The sequence below is a fragment of the Nocardioides pacificus genome (assembly GCF_054775955.1).
Window position 1 is genome coordinate 416,853 of sequence record NZ_BAAHCI010000011.1, and the last position, 18,150, is coordinate 435,002.

Here is an 18,150-nt window from a genome sequence, read left to right on the forward strand (position 1 = left end):
TGTGGACAACATTCGAAAGTTTTTCTGGCGGCCCATCAACTGTCCACAGGGGCGGGTTACAGGTGGGGTCTCGACGTCGGTTGCTGCGCAACCTGCTCGACCAACGAGGGTGTGCGCGACCTGCTCGACCAACGAGGGTGTGCGCGACCTGCTCGACCGACGAGGCGGCTGCGCGACCTGCTCGACCAGCGAGAGGTGCGCAACCTGTTCGACCAGCGAGGGGCGCTCAGCCGTGTCGCGCCAGCTCCGAGGCATCGACGCGGCCGAAGGCCGACGGCAACCGCCGTACCGCCTGGGCGAGCAGACGCAGGTCGGCACCGAGGAGTGCCTGCGGTCCGTCGCACAGCGCTACCTCGGGCTCCGGGTGCACGTCGACGATCACGCCGTCCGCGCCAACCGCGATCGAGGCTCGGGTCAGCGGCACGACCAGGTCCTTGCGTCCGGAGGCGTGGGAGGGATCGACGATGATGGGCAGGTGGCTGGTGGCCTGCACCACGGGCACGGCGGAGATGTCGAGCGTGTTGCGCGTCGAGGGCTCGAAGGTGCGGATGCCGCGTTCACAGAGGACGACGTCGAGGTTTCCGCGCTGGGCGATGTACTCCGCCGCCATCAGCCACTCCTCGACCGTCGAGCTCATCCCGCGCTTGAGCAGCACCGGCTTGCCCGAGGCGCCCACCGCTTGCAGCAGACCGAAGTTGGCCATGTTGCGGGTGCCCACCTGCAGCATATCGGCGTGCTCGGCCACGACGTCCACGTCACGGGCGTCGACGATCTCGGTGACGATCGGGAGGCCGGTGGCCTCGCGGACGTCCGCGAGGATCTTCAGGCCGGCGACCCCGAGGCCCTGGAAGGCGTACGGCGAGGTGCGCGGCTTGTAGGCGCCTCCGCGCAGGATCGTGGCGCCGGCCGACTTCGCCATCACCGCCGCCTCGAGGGTCTGCTCGGGGGTCTCGACGGCGCAGGGGCCGGCGATGAACGTGAAGCTGTCCGGTCCGATCGGGACCTGGTTGCAGGCGGGCCCGACCCAGACCGTCGACCGGTCGGGGTGGTGCTGACGGCTGACGAGCTTGTAGGGGTCGGAGATCCGGTGCACGTCGGCGACGCCGCGCAGCGTGCGGAGGTTGAGATGGTGGAAGGACTCGATGTCCCCGACCAGCCCGATGATGGTGCGCACGACACCCTTGCTGACGAAGGCCTCGCCTCCCACTCCCTCGACCCGGGAGACGACGTGGGCGATGTCCTCGTCGGTGGCGTCCGGTGACATGACGACGACCATGGTGCTACCTGCTTTCGGAAGGTGTGGGAGCCACGTCGTCGGGGCCACATGCAAAACGCCCCACGACATGGCCGGGGGCGTTGGTATGACGAGTGCTGGAGGTCCTAGCGCGACACGCTGCAGCCCTCCTGCACGGGAGCTCCCGGCAGGCTGGCGAACAGATAGGTCACGTTCCTCGTCATGGGGCAGACCGTAGCCGAGCCGCACGCGCAGTGTCCTCGTGATCAATATGCGGGACGTGCTGGCTCACCGAGGGGTCCTTCAGGGGCGTGGCGGTGGAGGCAGCAGGCGGTAAGGGGACTGCCCCGCCTGGACGGGCACGGCGTGGCTCACCCGCTCGAGTCGCCTGCCGCGTGGCGCGCAGTGTCGCCGACCGCGTGGCCCGTCGAAGCGCACGCGCACGATGGCCACCCTGCCGGCGATCGTCCTCAGCGTGAGCAGGGAAGGCGACCAGACTCCCGGTGTCGAGGCGCCAGGGCACCTCCCCCTCGAGGTCCACCGTCCCTGACCAGCTCCAGACCGTTCGAGCCTTCGAAGTAGCGCTCATCCGACATCAGGAGCCCGCCGGCGAACGGCACCACCCCGCTGACGCCCCGACGCCCCAAGGCGAGCGCTTGGGGCCGACCCTGCGGGAGGACGTAGCGGTCGCCGGCGACATAGGGCACCACGGGTGGACGTTCCGCCGGGAGATCGGCCGAGGTCGGCCGCTCGGGCGACGGCTCTGCCGCCGGCGGCACCTCCGGCGTCACGTCTGCCCCAGCAGGCGAGGACGCGGCACGGTCGGACCGGGCGACGGCTGCGTCTCTCGCCCACCCGTCGAGCAGGCGACGAGGGCCAGTGCGGTGACGAGGAGAAGACCGAGCCTGGCCATGCTCATCAGAATCCCGAGAGCCGCCGCCGGCTGTCAGGAGGCGGCCACGAGTACCTCAGACCGCGATGTGCGGGACCTCGCCCTCGATCCGTCGCCGTGGCACGAGCTCGGTCACGAGCATCGCGGTCAGCACCAGCCCGCCGCCGAGCAGCATCCGCAGCGTCAGCGAGTCGTTGCCGAACAGGATCGCAAAGAAGGCGGCGAACACCGGCTCCATGCTCATGATGATCGCGGCGCGGGTGGGGGAGAGGTGCCCCTGCGCCCAGGTCTGCCCCAGCAGCGCCAGAGCGCCGGCGATCAGCGCCATGTAGACGATCGAGGCCCAGTCGCCCCGGGTCTCGGGCAGTACGACGCCGTCGGGCACCGTGGCGACGAAGCAGACGACGGCGATCACGACGATCTGCAGGATCGACATGCCGAGCGCCTCGCCCGGGCGGGACCACGCCCCGAGGCCGACGATGTGCAGCGCGTAGAGGACGGCCGAGAGCAGCGTGATCGTCTCGCCGTACCCGATCGCGAAGCCGTCCAGCGTCAGCACCCCCAGCCCGGCCGCCGCCAGCGCGACCGCGCCCCAGGTGAGCGCGGTGATCCGCGTCCGCAGCAGCAACGCGGCGAGCAGCGGCGTGCACACGACGTACATGCCGGTGATGAAGCCCGACACGCTCGCCGAGGTGTGCGCGAGTCCGGCGGTCTGGAGGATCTGCGCGACGCCGTAGACCAGACCCAGCACCATCGCGCTGCGCCGCGACTCCGGGGAGAGCCGGGCGATCGCTCCGGGGGCGACGAGCAGCATCGCGGCGGCGGCGATGGCGAAACGGATGGCCAGGAAGTCCAGAGTCGGGATCCGGTCGAGCAGGTCCTCGATCAGGAAGAACGTCGAGCCCCACGACGCCGTCATCGCCAGCAGGGCGAGAGTGGCGAGCAGGGAGGTACGGCGCGGGCTCACGCCGTGAGGCCGGTCGTGGACGCCTGGAGGCGCAGCTGCTGCAGCAGCGGGATGTCCGGGTCGTCGGCGTCGCGGGAGCCGGGCGTCTCGAGGACGAAGGGCACGCCGACCGTCTCCGGGTGGGCGAAGAGCTCGCGGAACGCGTCGACCCCGATGTGTCCCTGGCCGATCTTCTGGTGGCGGTCCTTGAAGGCGCCGCGCACGTCCATGGAGTCGTTGGCGTGGATCAGTCGCAGCCGCCCGGGACCGCCGATCTCGACGATCCGGTCGACCGTCGCGGTGGCCCCGCCGGGCTCGTCGAGCGGTGCGCCGGCGGCGAAGACGTGGCAGGTGTCGAGGCAGATCCCCGCGCGCGGGTGGTGGTCGAGCGCTCCGAGGTAGGTCGTGAGGTCCTCCACCCCAGCACACAGTGAGCGACCCTGGCCGGCGGTCGGCTCCAGGAGCAGCCACGGGGTCGAGTCGAGCTGCCACCCGTCGAGCTCCTCGAGCAGGGGCAGCAGCCCCTCGCGGACCTGGCGCATCGCGGCGGCGAAGCGTGCGGCGCTCTCGTCCGCGTCGTCGGAGTGGTCGACGAAGGAGCCGGTGTGCACGACCACGCCCTCGGCGCCCATCCGTGCAGCCCGTCGCAGGTTGTGGGCCACGACGGCGACGGACTTCTCGTAGGTCGCGGCGGTGGGGGAGCCGAGGTTCACGAGGTACGGCGAGTGGATGAAGCTGCGAAGTCCGCGATCGGCGCAGGCCGCCCGGAAGCGCTCGTCCTCCTCGGCGCTGCCCGCCGACAGCGCCCAACCGCGGGGGTTGCCCACGAACACCTGGAGGGTCTCGGCGCCGATCTCCGCGGTCGAGGCGAGTGCGCCGGCCACCAGTCCCTTGCCGACCTGGACGTGGGTGCCGATCGGGTTGCGGACCACCAGATCTGCCGAGGCTGGGTCGGTGCTGGTCGTCTCGGGTGCGGTCACGGTTGGTGCGGCGGGCATGGCAGAAGGTTAGGCGAGGTTGCGCCGCCCACCTGCCGCGGGATCAGGCCCGCTCGGACAGGCCGCTCGGACAGGCCGCTCGGATAGGCCCGGCCGGATCGGCTCAGATCAGGTAGAGCGTGATCGTGCTGCCCTTGGGGACCATGTCGCCCGACCCGGGTGAGACGCGGAAGACATAGCCCAGACCCAGATAGTCCGTGTGGTCCTTGATGTCGACCTCGAACCCCGCGGCCTCGAGCTTCTCGGTCGCGGCGTCGACCCCGCTGGCCACCAGGCCGCCGGGGACCTCGACCAGCTCGGGGCCCTCGGAGACCACGATCGTGACGGTGTCGCCGCCGAAGAGCGTGCCGGAGGCGGGGGACTGCGAGATGACGTCGCCCTCGGCCACGTCGTCGGAGTTCTCCTCGCTCTGCTCCACCACCAGCGACTTGTCGTCGAACCAGGCGATGGCGTCGTCGGCGTCCTTGCCCGTCCAGTCCCGGATCTTGATCGGCTTGGGGCCCTTGCTGACCACGAGGCTCACGGCGATGCCGCGCCTGAGGCTGGTGCCGGCCTTGGGATCGCTGCCGAGCACGGTGCCCGCGGGGATCGTCTCGTGGTAGCGCTCGACCGCGCGCCCCACGCTCAGGTTGGTGTCCTCGAGCGCCTGCTCGGCCTGCTGCTCGGTCCTCCCGCGCAGCTTGGGCACCTCGTAGCGCTCCTTGCCCAGGGAGAGAGTGAGGGTGACGACGTCACCGTCGAGCGCCTTGTCGCCGGCCTCCGGGTCCGTGGAGAGGACCAGGTCGGCCGCGACGGTCTCGGAGTAGGCGCCGTCGCCCACCTTGACCTCGAGCCCGGCCGCCTCGAGACGCTGGACCGCCTTCGCCTCCGTCAGTCCGATGACCCCGGGCACCGGGGTGTAGCGCGCATAGCCGAACCACCAGGCACCCCCGCCGAGCGCCGCGACCAGGAGCAGGACGAGCAGCAGCACCAGCGGACCGCGTCCTCGTCGACGACGCGGCGCGGGGTGGTCGAGCTCGACCACGCTCGTGTGCTCGCGGCCGTCGTCGGGTGCCGGCCGCATGGCGTCGGAGGCGACTGCGTGCTCCACCTGGACCGTGCGGTCGGCCGCGGGAGTGGGGGCCGGCACAGCCGCTCGGTCGAACGAGTCGGGGGCGGTGTCGTGGAAGGCCTGGTCATCCGGGGAGACCCGCACCCGGCGGGGGAGCAGGTCGGCGGTGAGCTCGTCGTCCTCGAGGACGCCGTCGGCCAGGGTCTGGGAGACCCGGTGGACCTGGTGGAGCAGCACCGAGGCGTCAGCGGGACGCTGGTCGCGGTCGCGTGCGGTGGCGCGGGCGACCAGCGCGTCGACGTACGCCGGCAGGCCGGGGATCTCCTCGGAGGGGACCGGCACGTCCTCGTGGACGTGCTTGTAGGCGACCTGGATCGGCGACTCGCCCTCGTGGGGCTTGCGGCCGGTGAGGAGCTCGTAGAGGACGACGCCCGCCGCGTAGACGTCCGCGCGGGCATCGGATCGTCCATCGACCACGAGCTCGGGGGCCAGATAGGAGACCGTGCCGATCAGCACGCCGCCGGTCGCGGTGTGCTGGGTGTCGGCGCTGACGGCCTTGGCCAGACCGAAGTCCGCGACCTTGACCCGGCCGTCATCGGCGATCAGCACGTTCTCGGGCTTGATGTCGCGGTGGATCAGCCCTGCTCGGTGGGCCGCCGCGAGCGCGGAGAGGACCGGCTCCAGCAGGGCCAGCGCCCGGGCGGGAGACATGGGGGCCTCCTTGCGGATCACGTCGCGCAGGGTGTGGCCGGCGACGAGCTCCATCACCAGGTAGACCGAGCCGGCGTCCTCGCCCTGGTCGTACACCCCCACCACGTTGACGTGGGAGAGCCGGGCCGCAGCCCTGGCCTCCCGCACGAAGCGGGCGACGAAGTCGTGGTCGTCGCCCATCCCCGGGTGCATGACCTTGACCGCCACCACGCGGTCGAGCCGGGTGTCGGTGGCCTCGTAGACGCTGGCCATGCCCCCGCGCGCGATGCGCCCGCCGATCCGGTAGCGACCGTCCAGCAGCCGGCCGATCAGTGGGTCGCCAGCATCCCCGCCGGGGCGGGGTGGGTGCATGCGCTGGGCGGCACCGTGATCCACGGGGAGGTCCTCCGTCTGCCGGATGGGGAAGGATCCGACAGCCAATCGTACGGACGAGCGCCACTTCCGGTTCGTTCGCGGCCGTCTCCGGCGTGGCGTGGGGCGAGTGCCCGGGGCGGCCGGGCAGCCGCACGAGATTTCCCGGTGGCCCGCGCCGGTGGGACACTGAGCGCATGACCGCACCCCACGAAGCCGACCTCGGCGCCCTCGTCGCCGACTGGATCGACTGGGCCGAGGCTGCCCGCGAGCTCGGCGTGAGCGTCGGCAAGGTCCGCACGATGATCCGCGACCACGAGCTGGCCGCCGCCGTCCCCGTCGAGGGCGAGGGTCAGAAGATCCCCGCCGACTTCCTGCAGGACGGCCTCGTCGTCAAGGGCCTGCCCGGGCTGCTGACCATGCTGCACGACGGGCACTACGACGACCGCGAGTGCATCGAGTGGCTCTTCACCGACCTCGAGCTGCCGGGCCGCCCCATCGACGCGCTGCGGGAGAACCGGGGCTCGGAGGTCAAGCGCCGCGCCCAGGCGATGGCGCTCTGAGCCAGCCCGGCTGAGCACCCCCAACCGAGTCAGACGGCCCGGTCGGTCGCCGCAGCGGCGAGCGCGCGCAGCGCCGTACGCGCCTGGTCCTCGACGTCCGCACGATCCAGTGCGGCGATCGAGAGCCGCACCAGCTCGGAGATGACCTCCTCCACCTGGGCCCGGGCGCCGGCGCCGTCGATCACCTCGCGCAGCTGCTGGACCTGAGCCTCGTCGAGGGCGGTGCCGAGCCAGCGGTCGAGGAGAGCGGCGCGGTCGGCCGGGGCGGCGTCGAGCGCCAGCGCCACCAGGACGGTGCGCTTGCCCTCGACCAGGTCGTCGCCGGCGGGCTTGCCGGTGGTCTCCGGGTCGCCGAAGACCCCGAGCAGGTCGTCGCGCAGCTGGAAGGCCTCGCCCAGCGGGAGGCCGAAGCCGCCCAGCTCGTCGAGCCGCTCGGGACCCGCGCCGGCCAGTGCCGCACCGATGTGGAGGGGCCGCTCGATCGAGTACTTCGCGGACTTGTAGCGCAGCACCGTCATCGCGGTCTCGACGTCGGCGCGCGCCCGCGCCTGGACGGACACGTCGAGGAACTGACCGGCGACCACCTCGGAGCGGCAGAGGTCGAAGACGTCGAGGGCGGCGGCCACGTCGGTCAGCGGCAGCCCGCAGCGGCGCAGCAGCTCGTCGGCCCAGGTGAGGAGCAGGTCGCCGAGCAGGATCGCCGCGGCCGCGCCGTACTGCTCGGGGTTGCCGGTCCAGCCCTGCGCGCGGTGCTCGGTCTCGAAGGCGCGGTGGGTCGCCGGCCGGCCACGCCGGGTGTCGGAAGCGTCCATCAGGTCGTCGTGGACCAGCGCGCTCGCGTGCAGCAGCTCGAGTGCGGCGCACGCCCGCAGCAGGGCCCGCTCGTCGGACACGTCCGGCCGCACGGCCCGGTAGCCCCACCAGCAGAACGCCGCACGCAGCCGCTTGCCGCCGGCCACGCACTGCCGCGCCTCGGCCACCAGCCGTGCGGCGTCGTCGCCCAGCGGCGCCAGCCGGTCGGCCTGCCCGTCGAGGAACTCGTCGAGCGTCTCCTGGACCTGGCGGCGGAACAGCTCGCCGTCCCAGGCGGTCGCGGGCACGGCGGAGGAGGAGGAGGTCACCCGGACGAGACTAGCCAGTGGACGCCCCGCTGAGCCGCAAGGGGCCGAACCTAGAATCACGCCATGGTCGATGGAGTTGCAGGCGGTCCCGACGGCGATCGGGCCCAGCACGGGGGCACCCGCAGCATCGGGGAGCTGATCCGCGAGGGCGAGCGGTCGATCTCGTTCGAGTTCTTCCCGCCCAAGGACGAGGCGGGAGTCGAGCAGCTCTGGCAGGCGATCCGCGACCTGGAGCCCTACCAGCCCACCTTCGTCTCGGTGACGTACGGCGCGGGCGGCACCACGCGCGACACGACAGTGCAGATCACCGGCCGGATCGCCCGGGAGACGTCGCTGCGTGCGATGGCGCACCTGACCTGCGTCGGCCACACCCGCGCCGAGCTGGCGGAGATCGTGCACTCCTACGCCGACGCCGGCGTCCGCAACATCCTGGCCCTGCGGGGGGACCCCTCTGACGGGCCGAGCGCCCCGTGGACCCCGACCGAGGGAGGACTCACGCACGCGGTCGAGCTGGTCGAGCTGTGCCACGAGCTCGGCGACTTCTGCGTCGGCGTGGCGGCCTTCCCGGAGGGGCACCCCTCGGCGGAGTCGCTCGAGCACGACGCCCAGGTGCTGGTGGCCAAGGCACGCGCCGGCGCCGACTTCGCGGTGTCGCAGCTGTTCTTCCGCGCCAGTGACTACTTCGCTCTCGTCGAGCGGGTGCGCGCCCACGGCGTCGACATCCCGATCCTCCCGGGCATCATGCCGATCACCAACGCGGGCCAGGTCAAGCGGATGGCCGAGCTCTCCGGCGCCGCGCTGCCCGACGAGGTCACGCAGCGCCTGGCGGCTGCTGCTGATCCCGCGGAGGTCCGCAAGGTGGGCGTGCAGATCGCCACCGAGCTGTGCGAGGAGCTCCTCGCCGGGGGCGCCCCGGGGCTGCACTTCTACACCCTGAACCGCTCCCGTGCGACGCTGGAGATCTTCGAGGCGCTGCGGATCACGGCCTAGTCAGGCGGGCCCGACGGCCTGCGCGACCAGCGCCGCCGAGAGCCCGACGAACGGGAGCCCCGAGCCCGGCGTGGCGTGCGCGCCCGCGGCGTACACCCCCTCCACCGGGGTGGTCGGCCCGAGCCTGTCGCGCACCGTGTTGCGCCCCTGCCAGAGCAGCCCGAGCGGCGAGCCGCCCCAGCGCTCGACGAGGTCGCGGGGCGAGCGGTCGACACGGACCACGACCTGCTGGCGGATGTCGATGTCGTGGCGGGCGAGCGCGTCCAGCAGATCCTCGGCGAGCCGGCCGCGCCCGTGCACGGTCCAGGCAGTGCCACCCTCCGGCGCCTGCCCACCGGTGCGCACGACCAGGGTGGCCTCGCCGTGCAGGACGACCTCCGGGCCGAGGTCGGGGACCTCGCCGCTCAGCCCCACGTGGCACACCACCGGGGGAATCGCGGGCATCGTGCGGCGCACGTGGGCGGCGAGGGCGGGGATCCGGCGCGGGTCGACGGCACAGACCACGATGTCGGCGTCGAGCTCGCCGTCCGACGTCGACACCGCCACCGCCCGGCCCTCGCGCACGACGACGTCGCGCACCTCGGTGCCGGTGAGCACGGTGACGCCGCGGGTGGCGAGTCGCCCGGTGAGGACCTCTGACAGGCGGGCCATCCCGCCTGGCAGCGTCCAGGCGCCGAAGCGCTGCTCGACGTACGACGTGAGGCCCAGCCAGGCGGGGGTGTTGCGCAGGTCGTGGCCGTCGGCGAGCAGCGCATGGCCGGCGACCAGGCGCAACCGCTCGTCGCGGAACGTCCGCTTCAGGCGCCGGTGCAGCATCTCGCGGCCCTCCAGCAGCGTCCGCGCCTCCCGGCTCGCGAGCCGAGGGTCGAACGGCCGCTCCAGGTAGTCGCGGCGCAGCAGGTCCCAGGTCGGGGCGTACGACGCGACGTAGGCGCACCACTGCTCGCCCAGACCCGGCGCCAGCTCGTCGAAGGCGTGCAGCTGGGCCGCCCGGGACCCGCCGGGGAGCACCACGCGGGTGCCGTCCTCGAAGCGGTGCTCGCGGACCACCTCGCGGCTGACGAGGTCCAGCTCCCTCTCCAGCGGGCGCCCGGACTTGCGGAACAGGTCGCGGATCACCGCGGGCAGCAGCGTGGAGGTGGGACCCGCGTCCCAGCTGTAGCCCTCGGCGGTGACCGCGGACAGCGCGCCACCGAGAGCCTCGTCCCGCTCGACGAGCGTGACGTCGTGCCCGAGCTTGGCCAGCCGCGCCGCCGAGGCGAGCCCACCGAAGCCGCCACCGATCACCACCACGCGCGCCATGGCGTGAACCCTAGACGTACCCCGCGCGGGCCGAGCGGCGATCCTGCCACCGGCGCCAGCCTCGGCGCACCAGCTTGGCGAGGAACCAGGTCAGGATCAGTCCCAGGACGAGGAGGACCGCCGCGATCGCCGCGGCGGCGCGGGGGTTCTCGATCGCGAACCACACGACGCCGAGCACGGCGAAGTCCTCGAGGATGCTGACGACGATGTTGCTGGCCGGCTCGGGGGAGGAGTTGATCGCCAGCCGGGTCCCGGCCTTCACCAGGTGCGAGAGCAGCGCCGTGCCGCCGCCGACCGTGCCGGCGACGGCCTGCTCGAGGGAGTCGGCCTCGCCTGCCAGGAGCACCCCGATCACGGCGCCGACCGTCGGCCGGATCGCCGTGGAGACGGCGTCCCAGGTGGAGTCGAGCCAGGGGACCTTGTCGGCGACGAACTCCAGGGAGTAGAGCACCAGTGCGACCGCGAGCACGTCCCAGCGGGCGAGCACGTCGGGGACCTGGCCCAGGTCGCCGACCCGGTCGGCGATGCCGAGGACGAGGACCACGAGATAGGCGTTGACGCCGCTCGCCCAGCCGCTGGAGAACGCCAGGGTCAGGGAGTCCACGGCTCAGCCGCGCCCGGACTGTGTGCCAGGCTGGGGGCCGGTCTGGGTGCCGGTCTGTGCGGCGGTCTCGGCGTCGATCGCCCTCGCCAGTGCGACGGGGTCCCGGCCGACCACCGTGGTCCCGTCGGTGGCGGTGACGATCGGGCGCTGCAGGGCACGGGGGTGCGCGGCCAGGGCGGTGAGCCACCGGTCGCGGTGCTCGGGGTCGCGGGGCAGGTCGATGCCGGCCTCGCGCGCCTCCTTGGCGCGAGCCACGTCCCACGGCTCCAGGCCGAGCCGGTCGAGCACGGCGGCCAGCTCGTCGGCGCTCGGCGGGTCGTCGAGGTAGCGGCGGACGGTGTAGTCGACCCCCGCCTCGTCGAGCGTCGCCTGCGCCGTGCGGCACTTCGAGCAGGCGGGGTTGATCCAGATCTCCATGCGGGCTCCTGTGGCTCTGTTCGGCTCTGCTCTAGTCGACGTCGGTCTCGACGGCTCCGGTCATCGCGACCAGCTCGTCGAAGGTGGTGGAGAAGACGGCGGAGGGGTGACCGGCGGCCGCCCACACCACGTCGTACCGGCGCAGCCAGGGGTCGATGGCGGTCCTGATCGGAGCCGGGTGGGCGACCGGGGACACCCCGCCGATGACCTGCCCGGTGTGCTCGCGGACGAAGTCGGGGGAGGCGCGACGCAGCCGGTCGAGGCCGAGCCGGTGCGCGGTGGCGGTGGTGTCGACCCGGTGGGCGCCGGAGGTCAGCACGAGCACCGGCGTGCTGTCGGCGTCGAAGAGCAGACTGTTGGCGATCGCTCCGACCTCGCAGCCGAGGGCCTCGGCTGCCAGGGCGGCGGTGTGGACGGCGTCGGGGAGCACCACGATCTCGCCGGCCCCGCCGCGGCGACGGTGCTCGGTGCGAAATCGGGTGATCGAGGGGTGCTCGGTCGGCATGCCGTGACCCTAACGACACCGGGTGAGTCGAGGGGTGAGTCGAGGGGTTGACGCGCTGTCGGTGGTCCGGTGTACCGTGATGGTTGTTCGAACACGTGTTCGAGCAACGGGCCCGGCGGGGGCGACCTCGACCCCGTCCCCGCTGGGCCCTCCGGGGTCGGACCGGTGCAGGCCGGACCAGTGCGGGAGCGGCGACGAAGGAGCGAGACATGCGGCGGTACGACGACCCGGTGGAGGTCCGCAAGGGCCTGGTGGGTGGGCCCGACTCGAGCGTCGAGGGGCCCGAGCAGTTCCTGTGGCACGGACGGTTGTGGAAGGTCAGCGACGTTCTCGCGCACTGGGTGGAGACCGGGTCGTGGTGGCAGTCCTCCGGAGTGCGGGCGGTGATCGGCTCCGAGGAGTCCCTGGCCCTGCGCGAGGGGGAGCGCGAGGGTGAGCGCGAGGGTGGTGAGGGTGCGGACGTGCTCGTCGCGCCCGACCTGCTCTGCGAGCGTGAGCTCTGGCGGGTGGAGGCCGGCCGGGGGGCGGTGGCCGACCGCGCCGACGGTGCGGGCCGAGCCGGGCGAGGCGTCTTCGACCTGGCCTTCGACTGGGCCGACGGTGGCTGGCGCCTCGTCGGCTGCGTGGACTGAGGGGGCGCGCGATGCTCGAGGTCAGCCCCTACTCCCTGCCGGCGACGACCCACTCCTACCTCGCCCGCTCGGCCGAGTCGCTGCAGGAGGCGATCGTCGCCGCCGACGTGCCGACGCGCTACGCCTGTGCGCACGTCTCGGCGCTGCGCGCGGCCGCGGCCCTGCTCGCCGCCCGGGCCCAGCCGGTTCCGGTCCGCAGGCGCCCCCAGAAGAACGCCTGGGTGCTGCTCGCCGAGGTCGCTCCCGAGCTGCGGGAGTGGGCGGCCTTCTTCGCCGCCGGCGCCGGCAAGCGGGCGGCCGCCGAGGCCGGCTCGACGCGAGCGGTGACGGAGCGGGAGGCTGACGATCTGGTGCGTGACGCCGACCGGTTCCTCGCGGTCGTGGAGTCGGCGCTGGGGCTGATGCCCCACGTGCCGCTGCCGGCGCGCGTGGTGGTCCCGATCAGGCGCTCCGGAGTCGCCTGATCATCGGCGTGGCCTGATTCGTCGGCGTGGCGGGGCCCATCGTTTTGTTACGGGCCCGAGAAGACGTGAAGAACAAGGGTTTCCCGGTATGGGCGCGGCTCCCGCGGGACGGCAGGCTGCGGGAGCCCGGCGCTTCCGCCGGGCATGTCGCCGTTCTCACCTGATCGGAGCCTCATGCACCTCAGTCTCGGGTTGCGCCGCCGTCGTGCGGCGCAGGTGCTCTCCCTGTTCCTCGTCATCCCCCTGCTGGCGCTCGCGCCGGCCACACCGCTCACCGCCCCTCTCCAGGGCGCCTCGACGGGGCAGTCCGCCCAGGCGGCCACGCCGATCACCGTGGCCGCGGCCCGCGCTGCGCAGAACGGCTCGGTCGCCACCGTCCGCGGCTACGTCGTCGGGCAGCCGACCGCCTCGTCGACAGTGGTGCGCAGCGGCTTCCCCAGCGACTACGCGCTGGCGATCGCCGACGCCGCGGGCGTCACCGACACCACGAAGATGCTCTACGTCCAGGTCCCGAGCGCCTTCCGCTCCGCCTGGGGGCTCAGGTCCAACCCCTCGCTGATGGGGCGCCAGATCGACGTGACCGGCGCGCTCGCGGCGTACTTCTCGCGTCCCGGCCTGACCAGCAGCACGGCGTTCGCCTTCGCGACCGGCTCAGGAGACGGTGGCGGGGACGGTGGCGGGGGTGGCACCACGCCTCCGCCGACCGGTGGGTCGACCGACTACGACAGCACCTACTACGCCTCTGCGATCGGCAAGAGTGGGTCGGCGCTGGAGTCGGCGCTGCACACGATCACCTCGCGCGGTGTCACCAAGCTCTCCTACAGCGCGGTGTGGGACGCGCTCAAGGTCACCGACCAGGACCCGGCCAACTCCAACAACGTCCGCACGCTCTACAGCGGCTTCTCGATGCCCAAGTCCAACAACGGGGGCGGGGTCGACCAGTGGAACCGCGAGCACGTCTGGGCCAAGTCCCACGGCGACTTCGGGACCGCCACCGGTCCGGGCACCGACCTGCACCACCTGCGCCCCGAGGACGTCACCGTCAACTCCGCGCGCGGCAACCTCGACTTCGACGCGGGCGGCAGCCAGAACTCCGAGGCGCCGGGCAACTACGCCGACTCCAACTCCTGGGAGCCCCGCAACGCCGTGAAGGGTGACGTCGCCCGGATGATCTTCTTCATGTCGGTGCGCTACGAGGGTGGCGACGGCTATCCCGATCTCGAGGTCAACAACCTGGTCAGCAACGGCAGCGCTCCGCTGCACGGCAAGCTCTCGGTGCTGCTGCAGTGGAACGCCCAGGACCCGCCGGACGCCTTCGAGAAGCGCCGCAACGACGTCATCTACGAGAGCTACCAGCACAACCGCAACCCGCGTCGACCACCCGGAGTGGGCCGACGCCATCTGGTGACCCGCCCCGGTGGTTGAGGAGGTTGCGCAGCGGCCGTCTCGAAACCGCGGCCCGCTTGACGCCTCCCACCCGGCTCGGGTTACCGTTTGATCTGTTCGAACATCTGTTCGAGTCAGTCAGGGGTCGAGCCGACTGTCCAGGAGGCGGCCCCACCATGCCCGACCCGTTCCCGCACCTGCACGTGGCCTCCGGCTACTCCCTGCAGTACGGCGCGTCCCACCCGCACACGCTCGTCGAGCGCGCGGTGGAGCACGAGATGGACACGCTCGCGCTGACCGACCGGGACGGGACCTACGGCGCGGTGAAGTTCGCCAAGGCCTGCCTGTCCGGTGGGGTCCGCCCCGTCCTCGGGGTGGACCTCGCCGTGGCCCCGCTGGACCCTCGCTGGGCAGGTGTCGGTGCCGGGGCCGGGACAGGGGTCGGGGGAGTGGGCAGGCCGGGAGCCGCGGCGTCCCTGCGCACCCCGGTGCGGGGCGGTGCCCACCGCGACCCCCGACTGCCCCGGGTGACCCTGCTCGCCGTCGGCCGACCCGGCTGGGCGCGGATCTGCCGGCTGGTCTCGGCCACCCACCTGGCCGGGGAGCGGGGCAAGCCCGTGGCGACCCTCGACCTGCTGGCCGAGCACCTCCCCTCCGGCGACGTGCTCGTCCTGCTCGGTCCGGGCTCCGAGGTGGGACGGGCGGTCACCAGTCGCCGCGACGACCTGGCGCTGGAGACCCTCACCGCGTGGCAGGGGGTGGTGCCCCGCGAGAACCTCCTCGTCGAGCTGGTCTCCCACCGGCTCCCCTCGAGCCGGACCGGCTGGGGGCCCGGCAGCTCGCCGCACGCCGCACGGATGGCCGGGGTGGCGCGTCGGGCCGGCGTGGCCACGGTGCTGTCCAACGCGGTGCGCTACGCCGACCGCCACGACGCCCCGACCGTCGACGTCCTGGACGCCGCCCGGCGGCTGGTCGCGCTGGACCGCCGCCACGTCGACCGGGCCAATGCCGAGGGGTTCCTCAAGTCCGGCAAGCAGATGGCGGAGGTCGCCGAGGAGGTGATGCGGCTCGCGGGCCTGGGCAGCGACCCGGTGCGCGAGGCGCGGGCTCTGCTCGCCCGCACCCGTCAGGTCGCCGACCGCTGCGCCCTCGACCCGCGCACCGACCTCGGGCTGGGTGAGGTGCACTTCCCGGAGTTCCAGCTGGCGGCTGGCTCTGGGGCGGACTCCGGGGTCGACCCGGCGCTCGGTCCAGGTCTGGCGAGCGCAGACGGGCTGCTGCGGGCCCGCTGCGAGGGGGCGATCGGCGCCCGCTACGGCTCGGGGCCGCGCCAGCGGATCTGGAAGCGGCTCGACGACGAGCTCGAGATCATCCGCAAGCTCGGCTACGCGTCGTACTTCCTGACCGTCGGAGACGTCACCGACCTGATCCGGGAGATGGGCGTCCGTTGCGCGGCGCGGGGGTCGGGCGCCGGGAGCCTGGTCAACTACCTGCTCGGCATCTCCGGGGTCGACCCGATCCGCCACGGCCTGCTGATGGAGCGCTTCCTCTCCCCGCTGCGCCGGGCGCTGCCCGACATCGACGTCGACGTCGAGTCCGCACGCCGGCTGGAGGTCTACGAGGCGATCCTGGCGCGGTACGGCGGGGAGCGCTGCGTGTGCGTCTCGATGATGGACACCTACCGCGTGCGCCACGCCGTACGCGACGTCGGCGCCGCTCTCGGCATGCCACCCGGCGAGACCGACGCGATCGCCAAGGCGTTCCCGCACATCCGTGCCCGTGACGCCCGGAACGCGCTGCGCGAGCTGCCCGAGCTGCGTGCCAGCGGGCTGGGCCAGGAGCGGCTGGACCTGCTCTTCCGCCTCGTCGAGCGCCTCGACGGGCTGCCGCGCCACGTCGCGGTCCACCCGTGCGGGGTGCTGCTCTCGGATGCGACCCTGCTCGACCGGACCCCGGTGGAGGCGAGCTTCGCCGGCTTCCCGATGAGTCAGTTCGACAAGGACGACGTCGAGGACCTCGGTCTGCTCAAGCTCGACGTGCTCGGCATCCGGATGCAGTCCGCGATGGCCCACGCGGTGGCCGAGATCAAGCGGGTCGACGACACCGAGGTCGACCTCGACGACGAGCAGCAGGTGCCCTTCGACGACCCCGTCACCTATGACCTGATCAGCTCGGCCAAGACCCTCGGCATCTTCCAGATCGAGTCGCCCGGCCAGCGCGAGCTCGTCGGCAAGTCCGGCATCGAGAGCTTCGAGGACATCATCACCGACATCTCGCTGTTCCGGCCGGGCCCGGTCAAGAGCGACATGATCCGGCCCTACCTCGAGGCCAAGCAGGGCTGGCGGATGCCGTCGTACCTCCACGACGACCTGCGCCCGATCCTCGGCCAGACCCGTGGGGTCGTGGTCTTCCACGAGCAGGTGATCGAGATGATCGCGCTCTTCGCCGGCATCGGCTACGACGAGGCCGACGAGCGGCGCCGGGCCCTCGGCGACCCCGAGGGGATGGCCGACACCCGGCTCTGGCTCTTCCCGCGGGCGCTGGCGCGCGGCTACTCGCTGGCGGTGGTCGAGCGGGTCTGGGAGGTGCTCGCGTCGTTCGCGTCGTTCGGGTTCTGCAAGGCGCACGCGGCGGCGTTCGCGCTGCCGACCTTCCAGTCGGCCTGGCTCAAGACGCACTGGCCGGCGCACTTCCTCGCCGGGGTGCTCACCCACGACCCGGGGATGTACCCCAAGCGGCTGATCCTCGACGACGCGCGCCAGCTCGGCATCGCCGTACTCGGCCTCGACGTGCAGGCCAGCGACCGGACCTACACGGTTGAGCGGCTGGGGGAGGACTGCTCGGACCAGGAGGGCGGCGCGGACGGGTACGGGATCCGGCTGGCGCTCGCGGAGGTGAAGGGGATCAGCGAGGCGGAGGTCGACCGGATCGTCGCAGCCCGTCCCTATCACTCGCTCGCCGACCTGTGGCACCGCGCGCGGCCCTCACGGCCGGTCCTCGAACGGCTCGTGCTCGCGGGTGCGCTCGACTCGGTCTACGGCATCGGGGTCGGTGAGGGCGGTGCCCGTGAGGGCGGTGGAGCGGTGGGGGGCGAGGTGCACCGCCGTGGGCGGACCACCCGGCGCGACCTGCTGCTGCAGGTGGCCGAGCTCGAGCGCCAGGACCGGGCACTGGCCAGGTCCTCGCGCGGGCGGCGCCGTACGCCGGTGGTGCATCAGCACGCGGAGGGCGTGCGCGCACAGGCCGCGGCCCAGTCCCGGGCGGCCCGAGCGCCCGACCCCGTCTCCTCGGTGCAGCTCACCCTCGAGCTGGGCGACGGGCCGGGGGAGGGGGAGCTCAGCGGGCTGCCCGAGATGAGCCCCGAGGAGCGGATGCGTGCCGAGCTGGAGGTCCTCGGGCTCGACGCGAGCCGCCACGTCATGGACTCCTACGCCGCCTTCCTCGACGAGATCGGCGTGGTGCGCAGCAAGGACCTGCTCACCTGCCGCAGCCGCAGCGAGGTGCTCGTGGCCGGGGTCAAGGTCGCCACCCAGACCCCGCCGATCCGCTCCGGACGGCGGGTGGTCTTCCTGACCGTCGACGACTCCACGGGGCCGGTCGACGCGACGTTCTTCGAGGACGCCCAAGGGCCCTATGCGCAGACGGTCTTCCACTCCTGGCTGCTGGTCGTGCGCGGTGAGCTGCGCCGTACCGGCCGGCGCGGCGTCTCGCTGCGGGCCACCGGCTGCTGGGAGCTGCCCGAGCTGTTCGGGCGGTGGCAGGCGGCGCCGACCGCCGAGGAGGGGGTCGCGGCGGTGCGCGCGGCGATGGCGGTCACCCCCGGAGGGGCGGATGTCGGGGAGCCCGCCGGCCCGCGCCGGGTGCTGGTCCACTCCAGTGGCTTCGCGATGTCTCCCTACGCCGACATCAAGCCTGCCGGCGAGGAGACCAGGAACGTCGCCCGCAAGCTGTGGCACCGCAGCCCCGGGAGTCCCGGATGAGCA

Annotated in this window: 15 protein-coding genes; 6 read left to right on the forward strand and 9 right to left on the reverse strand. The window is 72.7% G+C overall.

Features of this window, described 5'->3' with window-relative positions:
* Positions 1–226: 226 nt before the first annotated feature.
* The 4 genes from aroF to pknB form a co-directional block, all read right to left on the reverse strand.
* A complete protein-coding gene (aroF, locus tag ACYU7L_RS15620) occupies positions 227–1,264 on the reverse strand; it encodes a 3-deoxy-7-phosphoheptulonate synthase (RefSeq protein ID WP_460798384.1) in 1,038 nt (345 codons plus the stop codon).
* Between the two features lie 938 nt (positions 1,265–2,202).
* Positions 2,203–3,093, reverse strand: a complete 891-nt coding sequence (locus ACYU7L_RS15625) for a DMT family transporter (RefSeq protein ID WP_460798386.1) — start codon at positions 3,091–3,093, stop codon at positions 2,203–2,205.
* Complete coding sequence (locus tag ACYU7L_RS15630; RefSeq protein ID WP_460798388.1) at positions 3,090–4,070, reverse strand: deoxyribonuclease IV; 981 nt, start codon at positions 4,068–4,070, stop codon at positions 3,090–3,092. The genes ACYU7L_RS15625 and ACYU7L_RS15630 overlap by 4 nt, the downstream gene beginning before the upstream one ends.
* A gap of 103 nt (positions 4,071–4,173) precedes the next feature.
* Positions 4,174–6,207, reverse strand: coding sequence for a Stk1 family PASTA domain-containing Ser/Thr kinase (pknB, locus tag ACYU7L_RS15635; protein WP_460798391.1), 2,034 nt, complete (start codon positions 6,205–6,207; stop codon positions 4,174–4,176).
* Positions 6,208–6,380: 173 nt separating this feature from the next.
* On the opposite strand from pknB, the gene ACYU7L_RS15640 reads away from it, so the two are divergent.
* A complete protein-coding gene (locus ACYU7L_RS15640) occupies positions 6,381–6,746 on the forward strand; it encodes an Rv2175c family DNA-binding protein (protein ID WP_460798393.1) in 366 nt (121 codons plus the stop codon).
* Between the two features lie 29 nt (positions 6,747–6,775).
* On the opposite strand, the gene ACYU7L_RS15645 is transcribed toward ACYU7L_RS15640, so the two are convergent.
* Positions 6,776–7,867: a polyprenyl synthetase family protein gene (locus ACYU7L_RS15645; RefSeq protein ID WP_460798395.1), complete on the reverse strand. Its 1,092-nt coding sequence runs from the start codon at positions 7,865–7,867 to the stop codon at positions 6,776–6,778.
* Positions 7,868–7,930: 63 nt separating this feature from the next.
* Between ACYU7L_RS15645 and metF the strand changes: the two genes are divergently transcribed.
* Entirely contained in the window at positions 7,931–8,857 is a 927-nt protein-coding gene (gene metF / locus ACYU7L_RS15650) for a methylenetetrahydrofolate reductase [NAD(P)H] (RefSeq protein ID WP_460798397.1), read from the forward strand.
* Here metF and ACYU7L_RS15655 read toward each other — a convergent pair whose 3' ends face one another.
* Genes ACYU7L_RS15655 through ACYU7L_RS15670 form a run of 4 tightly spaced genes read right to left on the reverse strand, consistent with a single transcriptional unit; the run spans position 8,858 to position 11,685 of the window.
* Entirely contained in the window at positions 8,858–10,159 is a 1,302-nt protein-coding gene (locus ACYU7L_RS15655; RefSeq protein WP_460798400.1) for a phytoene desaturase family protein, read from the reverse strand.
* A 10-nt stretch (positions 10,160–10,169) separates the two neighbouring features.
* Positions 10,170–10,763 carry a DUF4126 domain-containing protein gene (locus ACYU7L_RS15660; protein WP_460798402.1) on the reverse strand — a complete coding sequence of 198 codons (594 nt, stop codon included), beginning with the start codon at positions 10,761–10,763 and terminating at the stop codon, positions 10,170–10,172.
* A 3-nt stretch (positions 10,764–10,766) separates the two neighbouring features.
* A complete protein-coding gene (locus ACYU7L_RS15665; protein WP_460798404.1) occupies positions 10,767–11,180 on the reverse strand; it encodes an ArsC/Spx/MgsR family protein in 414 nt (137 codons plus the stop codon).
* A 31-nt stretch (positions 11,181–11,211) separates the two neighbouring features.
* The gene (locus ACYU7L_RS15670; RefSeq protein WP_460798406.1) at positions 11,212–11,685 is read right to left on the reverse strand and encodes a YbaK/EbsC family protein; all 474 of its coding nucleotides are present in this window, start codon (positions 11,683–11,685) and stop codon (positions 11,212–11,214) included.
* 209 nt (positions 11,686–11,894) lie between these two features.
* Here ACYU7L_RS15670 and ACYU7L_RS15675 point away from each other — a divergent pair, with 209 nt between their 5' ends.
* The 4 genes from ACYU7L_RS15675 to ACYU7L_RS15690 all read left to right on the forward strand — a co-directional run bounded on the left by ACYU7L_RS15675 (position 11,895) and on the right by ACYU7L_RS15690 (position 18,147).
* Positions 11,895–12,317, forward strand: a complete 423-nt coding sequence (locus tag ACYU7L_RS15675) for a DUF6504 family protein (protein ID WP_460798408.1) — start codon at positions 11,895–11,897, stop codon at positions 12,315–12,317.
* 11 nt (positions 12,318–12,328) lie between these two features.
* Complete coding sequence (locus ACYU7L_RS15680) at positions 12,329–12,781, forward strand: SAV_6107 family HEPN domain-containing protein (protein WP_460798411.1); 453 nt, start codon at positions 12,329–12,331, stop codon at positions 12,779–12,781.
* Between the two features lie 174 nt (positions 12,782–12,955).
* The gene (locus tag ACYU7L_RS15685) at positions 12,956–14,206 is read left to right on the forward strand and encodes an endonuclease (RefSeq protein WP_460798413.1); all 1,251 of its coding nucleotides are present in this window, start codon (positions 12,956–12,958) and stop codon (positions 14,204–14,206) included.
* A 137-nt stretch (positions 14,207–14,343) separates the two neighbouring features.
* A complete protein-coding gene (locus ACYU7L_RS15690; protein WP_460798415.1) occupies positions 14,344–18,147 on the forward strand; it encodes a DNA polymerase III subunit alpha in 3,804 nt (1,267 codons plus the stop codon).
* The last annotated feature ends 3 nt before the right edge of the window (positions 18,148–18,150 follow it).

Bases quoted from the DNA above. Each gene is read 5' to 3' on its own strand.
- ACYU7L_RS15675 (WP_460798408.1), top strand. From the start codon at position 11,895: ATGCGGCGGTACGACGACCCGGTGGAGGTCCGCAAGGGCCTGGTGGGT.
- ACYU7L_RS15640 (WP_460798393.1), top strand. From the start codon at position 6,381: ATGACCGCACCCCACGAAGCCGACCTCGGCGCCCTCGTCGCCGACTGG.
- ACYU7L_RS15670 (WP_460798406.1), bottom strand. From the start codon at position 11,685: ATGCCGACCGAGCACCCCTCGATCACCCGATTTCGCACCGAGCACCGT.
- ACYU7L_RS15685 (WP_460798413.1), top strand. From the start codon at position 12,956: ATGCACCTCAGTCTCGGGTTGCGCCGCCGTCGTGCGGCGCAGGTGCTC.
- metF (WP_460798397.1), top strand. From the start codon at position 7,931: ATGGTCGATGGAGTTGCAGGCGGTCCCGACGGCGATCGGGCCCAGCAC.
- ACYU7L_RS15655 (WP_460798400.1), bottom strand. From the start codon at position 10,159: ATGGCGCGCGTGGTGGTGATCGGTGGCGGCTTCGGTGGGCTCGCCTCG.
- ACYU7L_RS15630 (WP_460798388.1), bottom strand. From the start codon at position 4,070: ATGCCCGCCGCACCAACCGTGACCGCACCCGAGACGACCAGCACCGAC.
- ACYU7L_RS15690 (WP_460798415.1), top strand. From the start codon at position 14,344: ATGCCCGACCCGTTCCCGCACCTGCACGTGGCCTCCGGCTACTCCCTG.
- aroF (WP_460798384.1), bottom strand. From the start codon at position 1,264: ATGTCACCGGACGCCACCGACGAGGACATCGCCCACGTCGTCTCCCGG.
- ACYU7L_RS15665 (WP_460798404.1), bottom strand. From the start codon at position 11,180: ATGGAGATCTGGATCAACCCCGCCTGCTCGAAGTGCCGCACGGCGCAG.
- ACYU7L_RS15680 (WP_460798411.1), top strand. From the start codon at position 12,329: ATGCTCGAGGTCAGCCCCTACTCCCTGCCGGCGACGACCCACTCCTAC.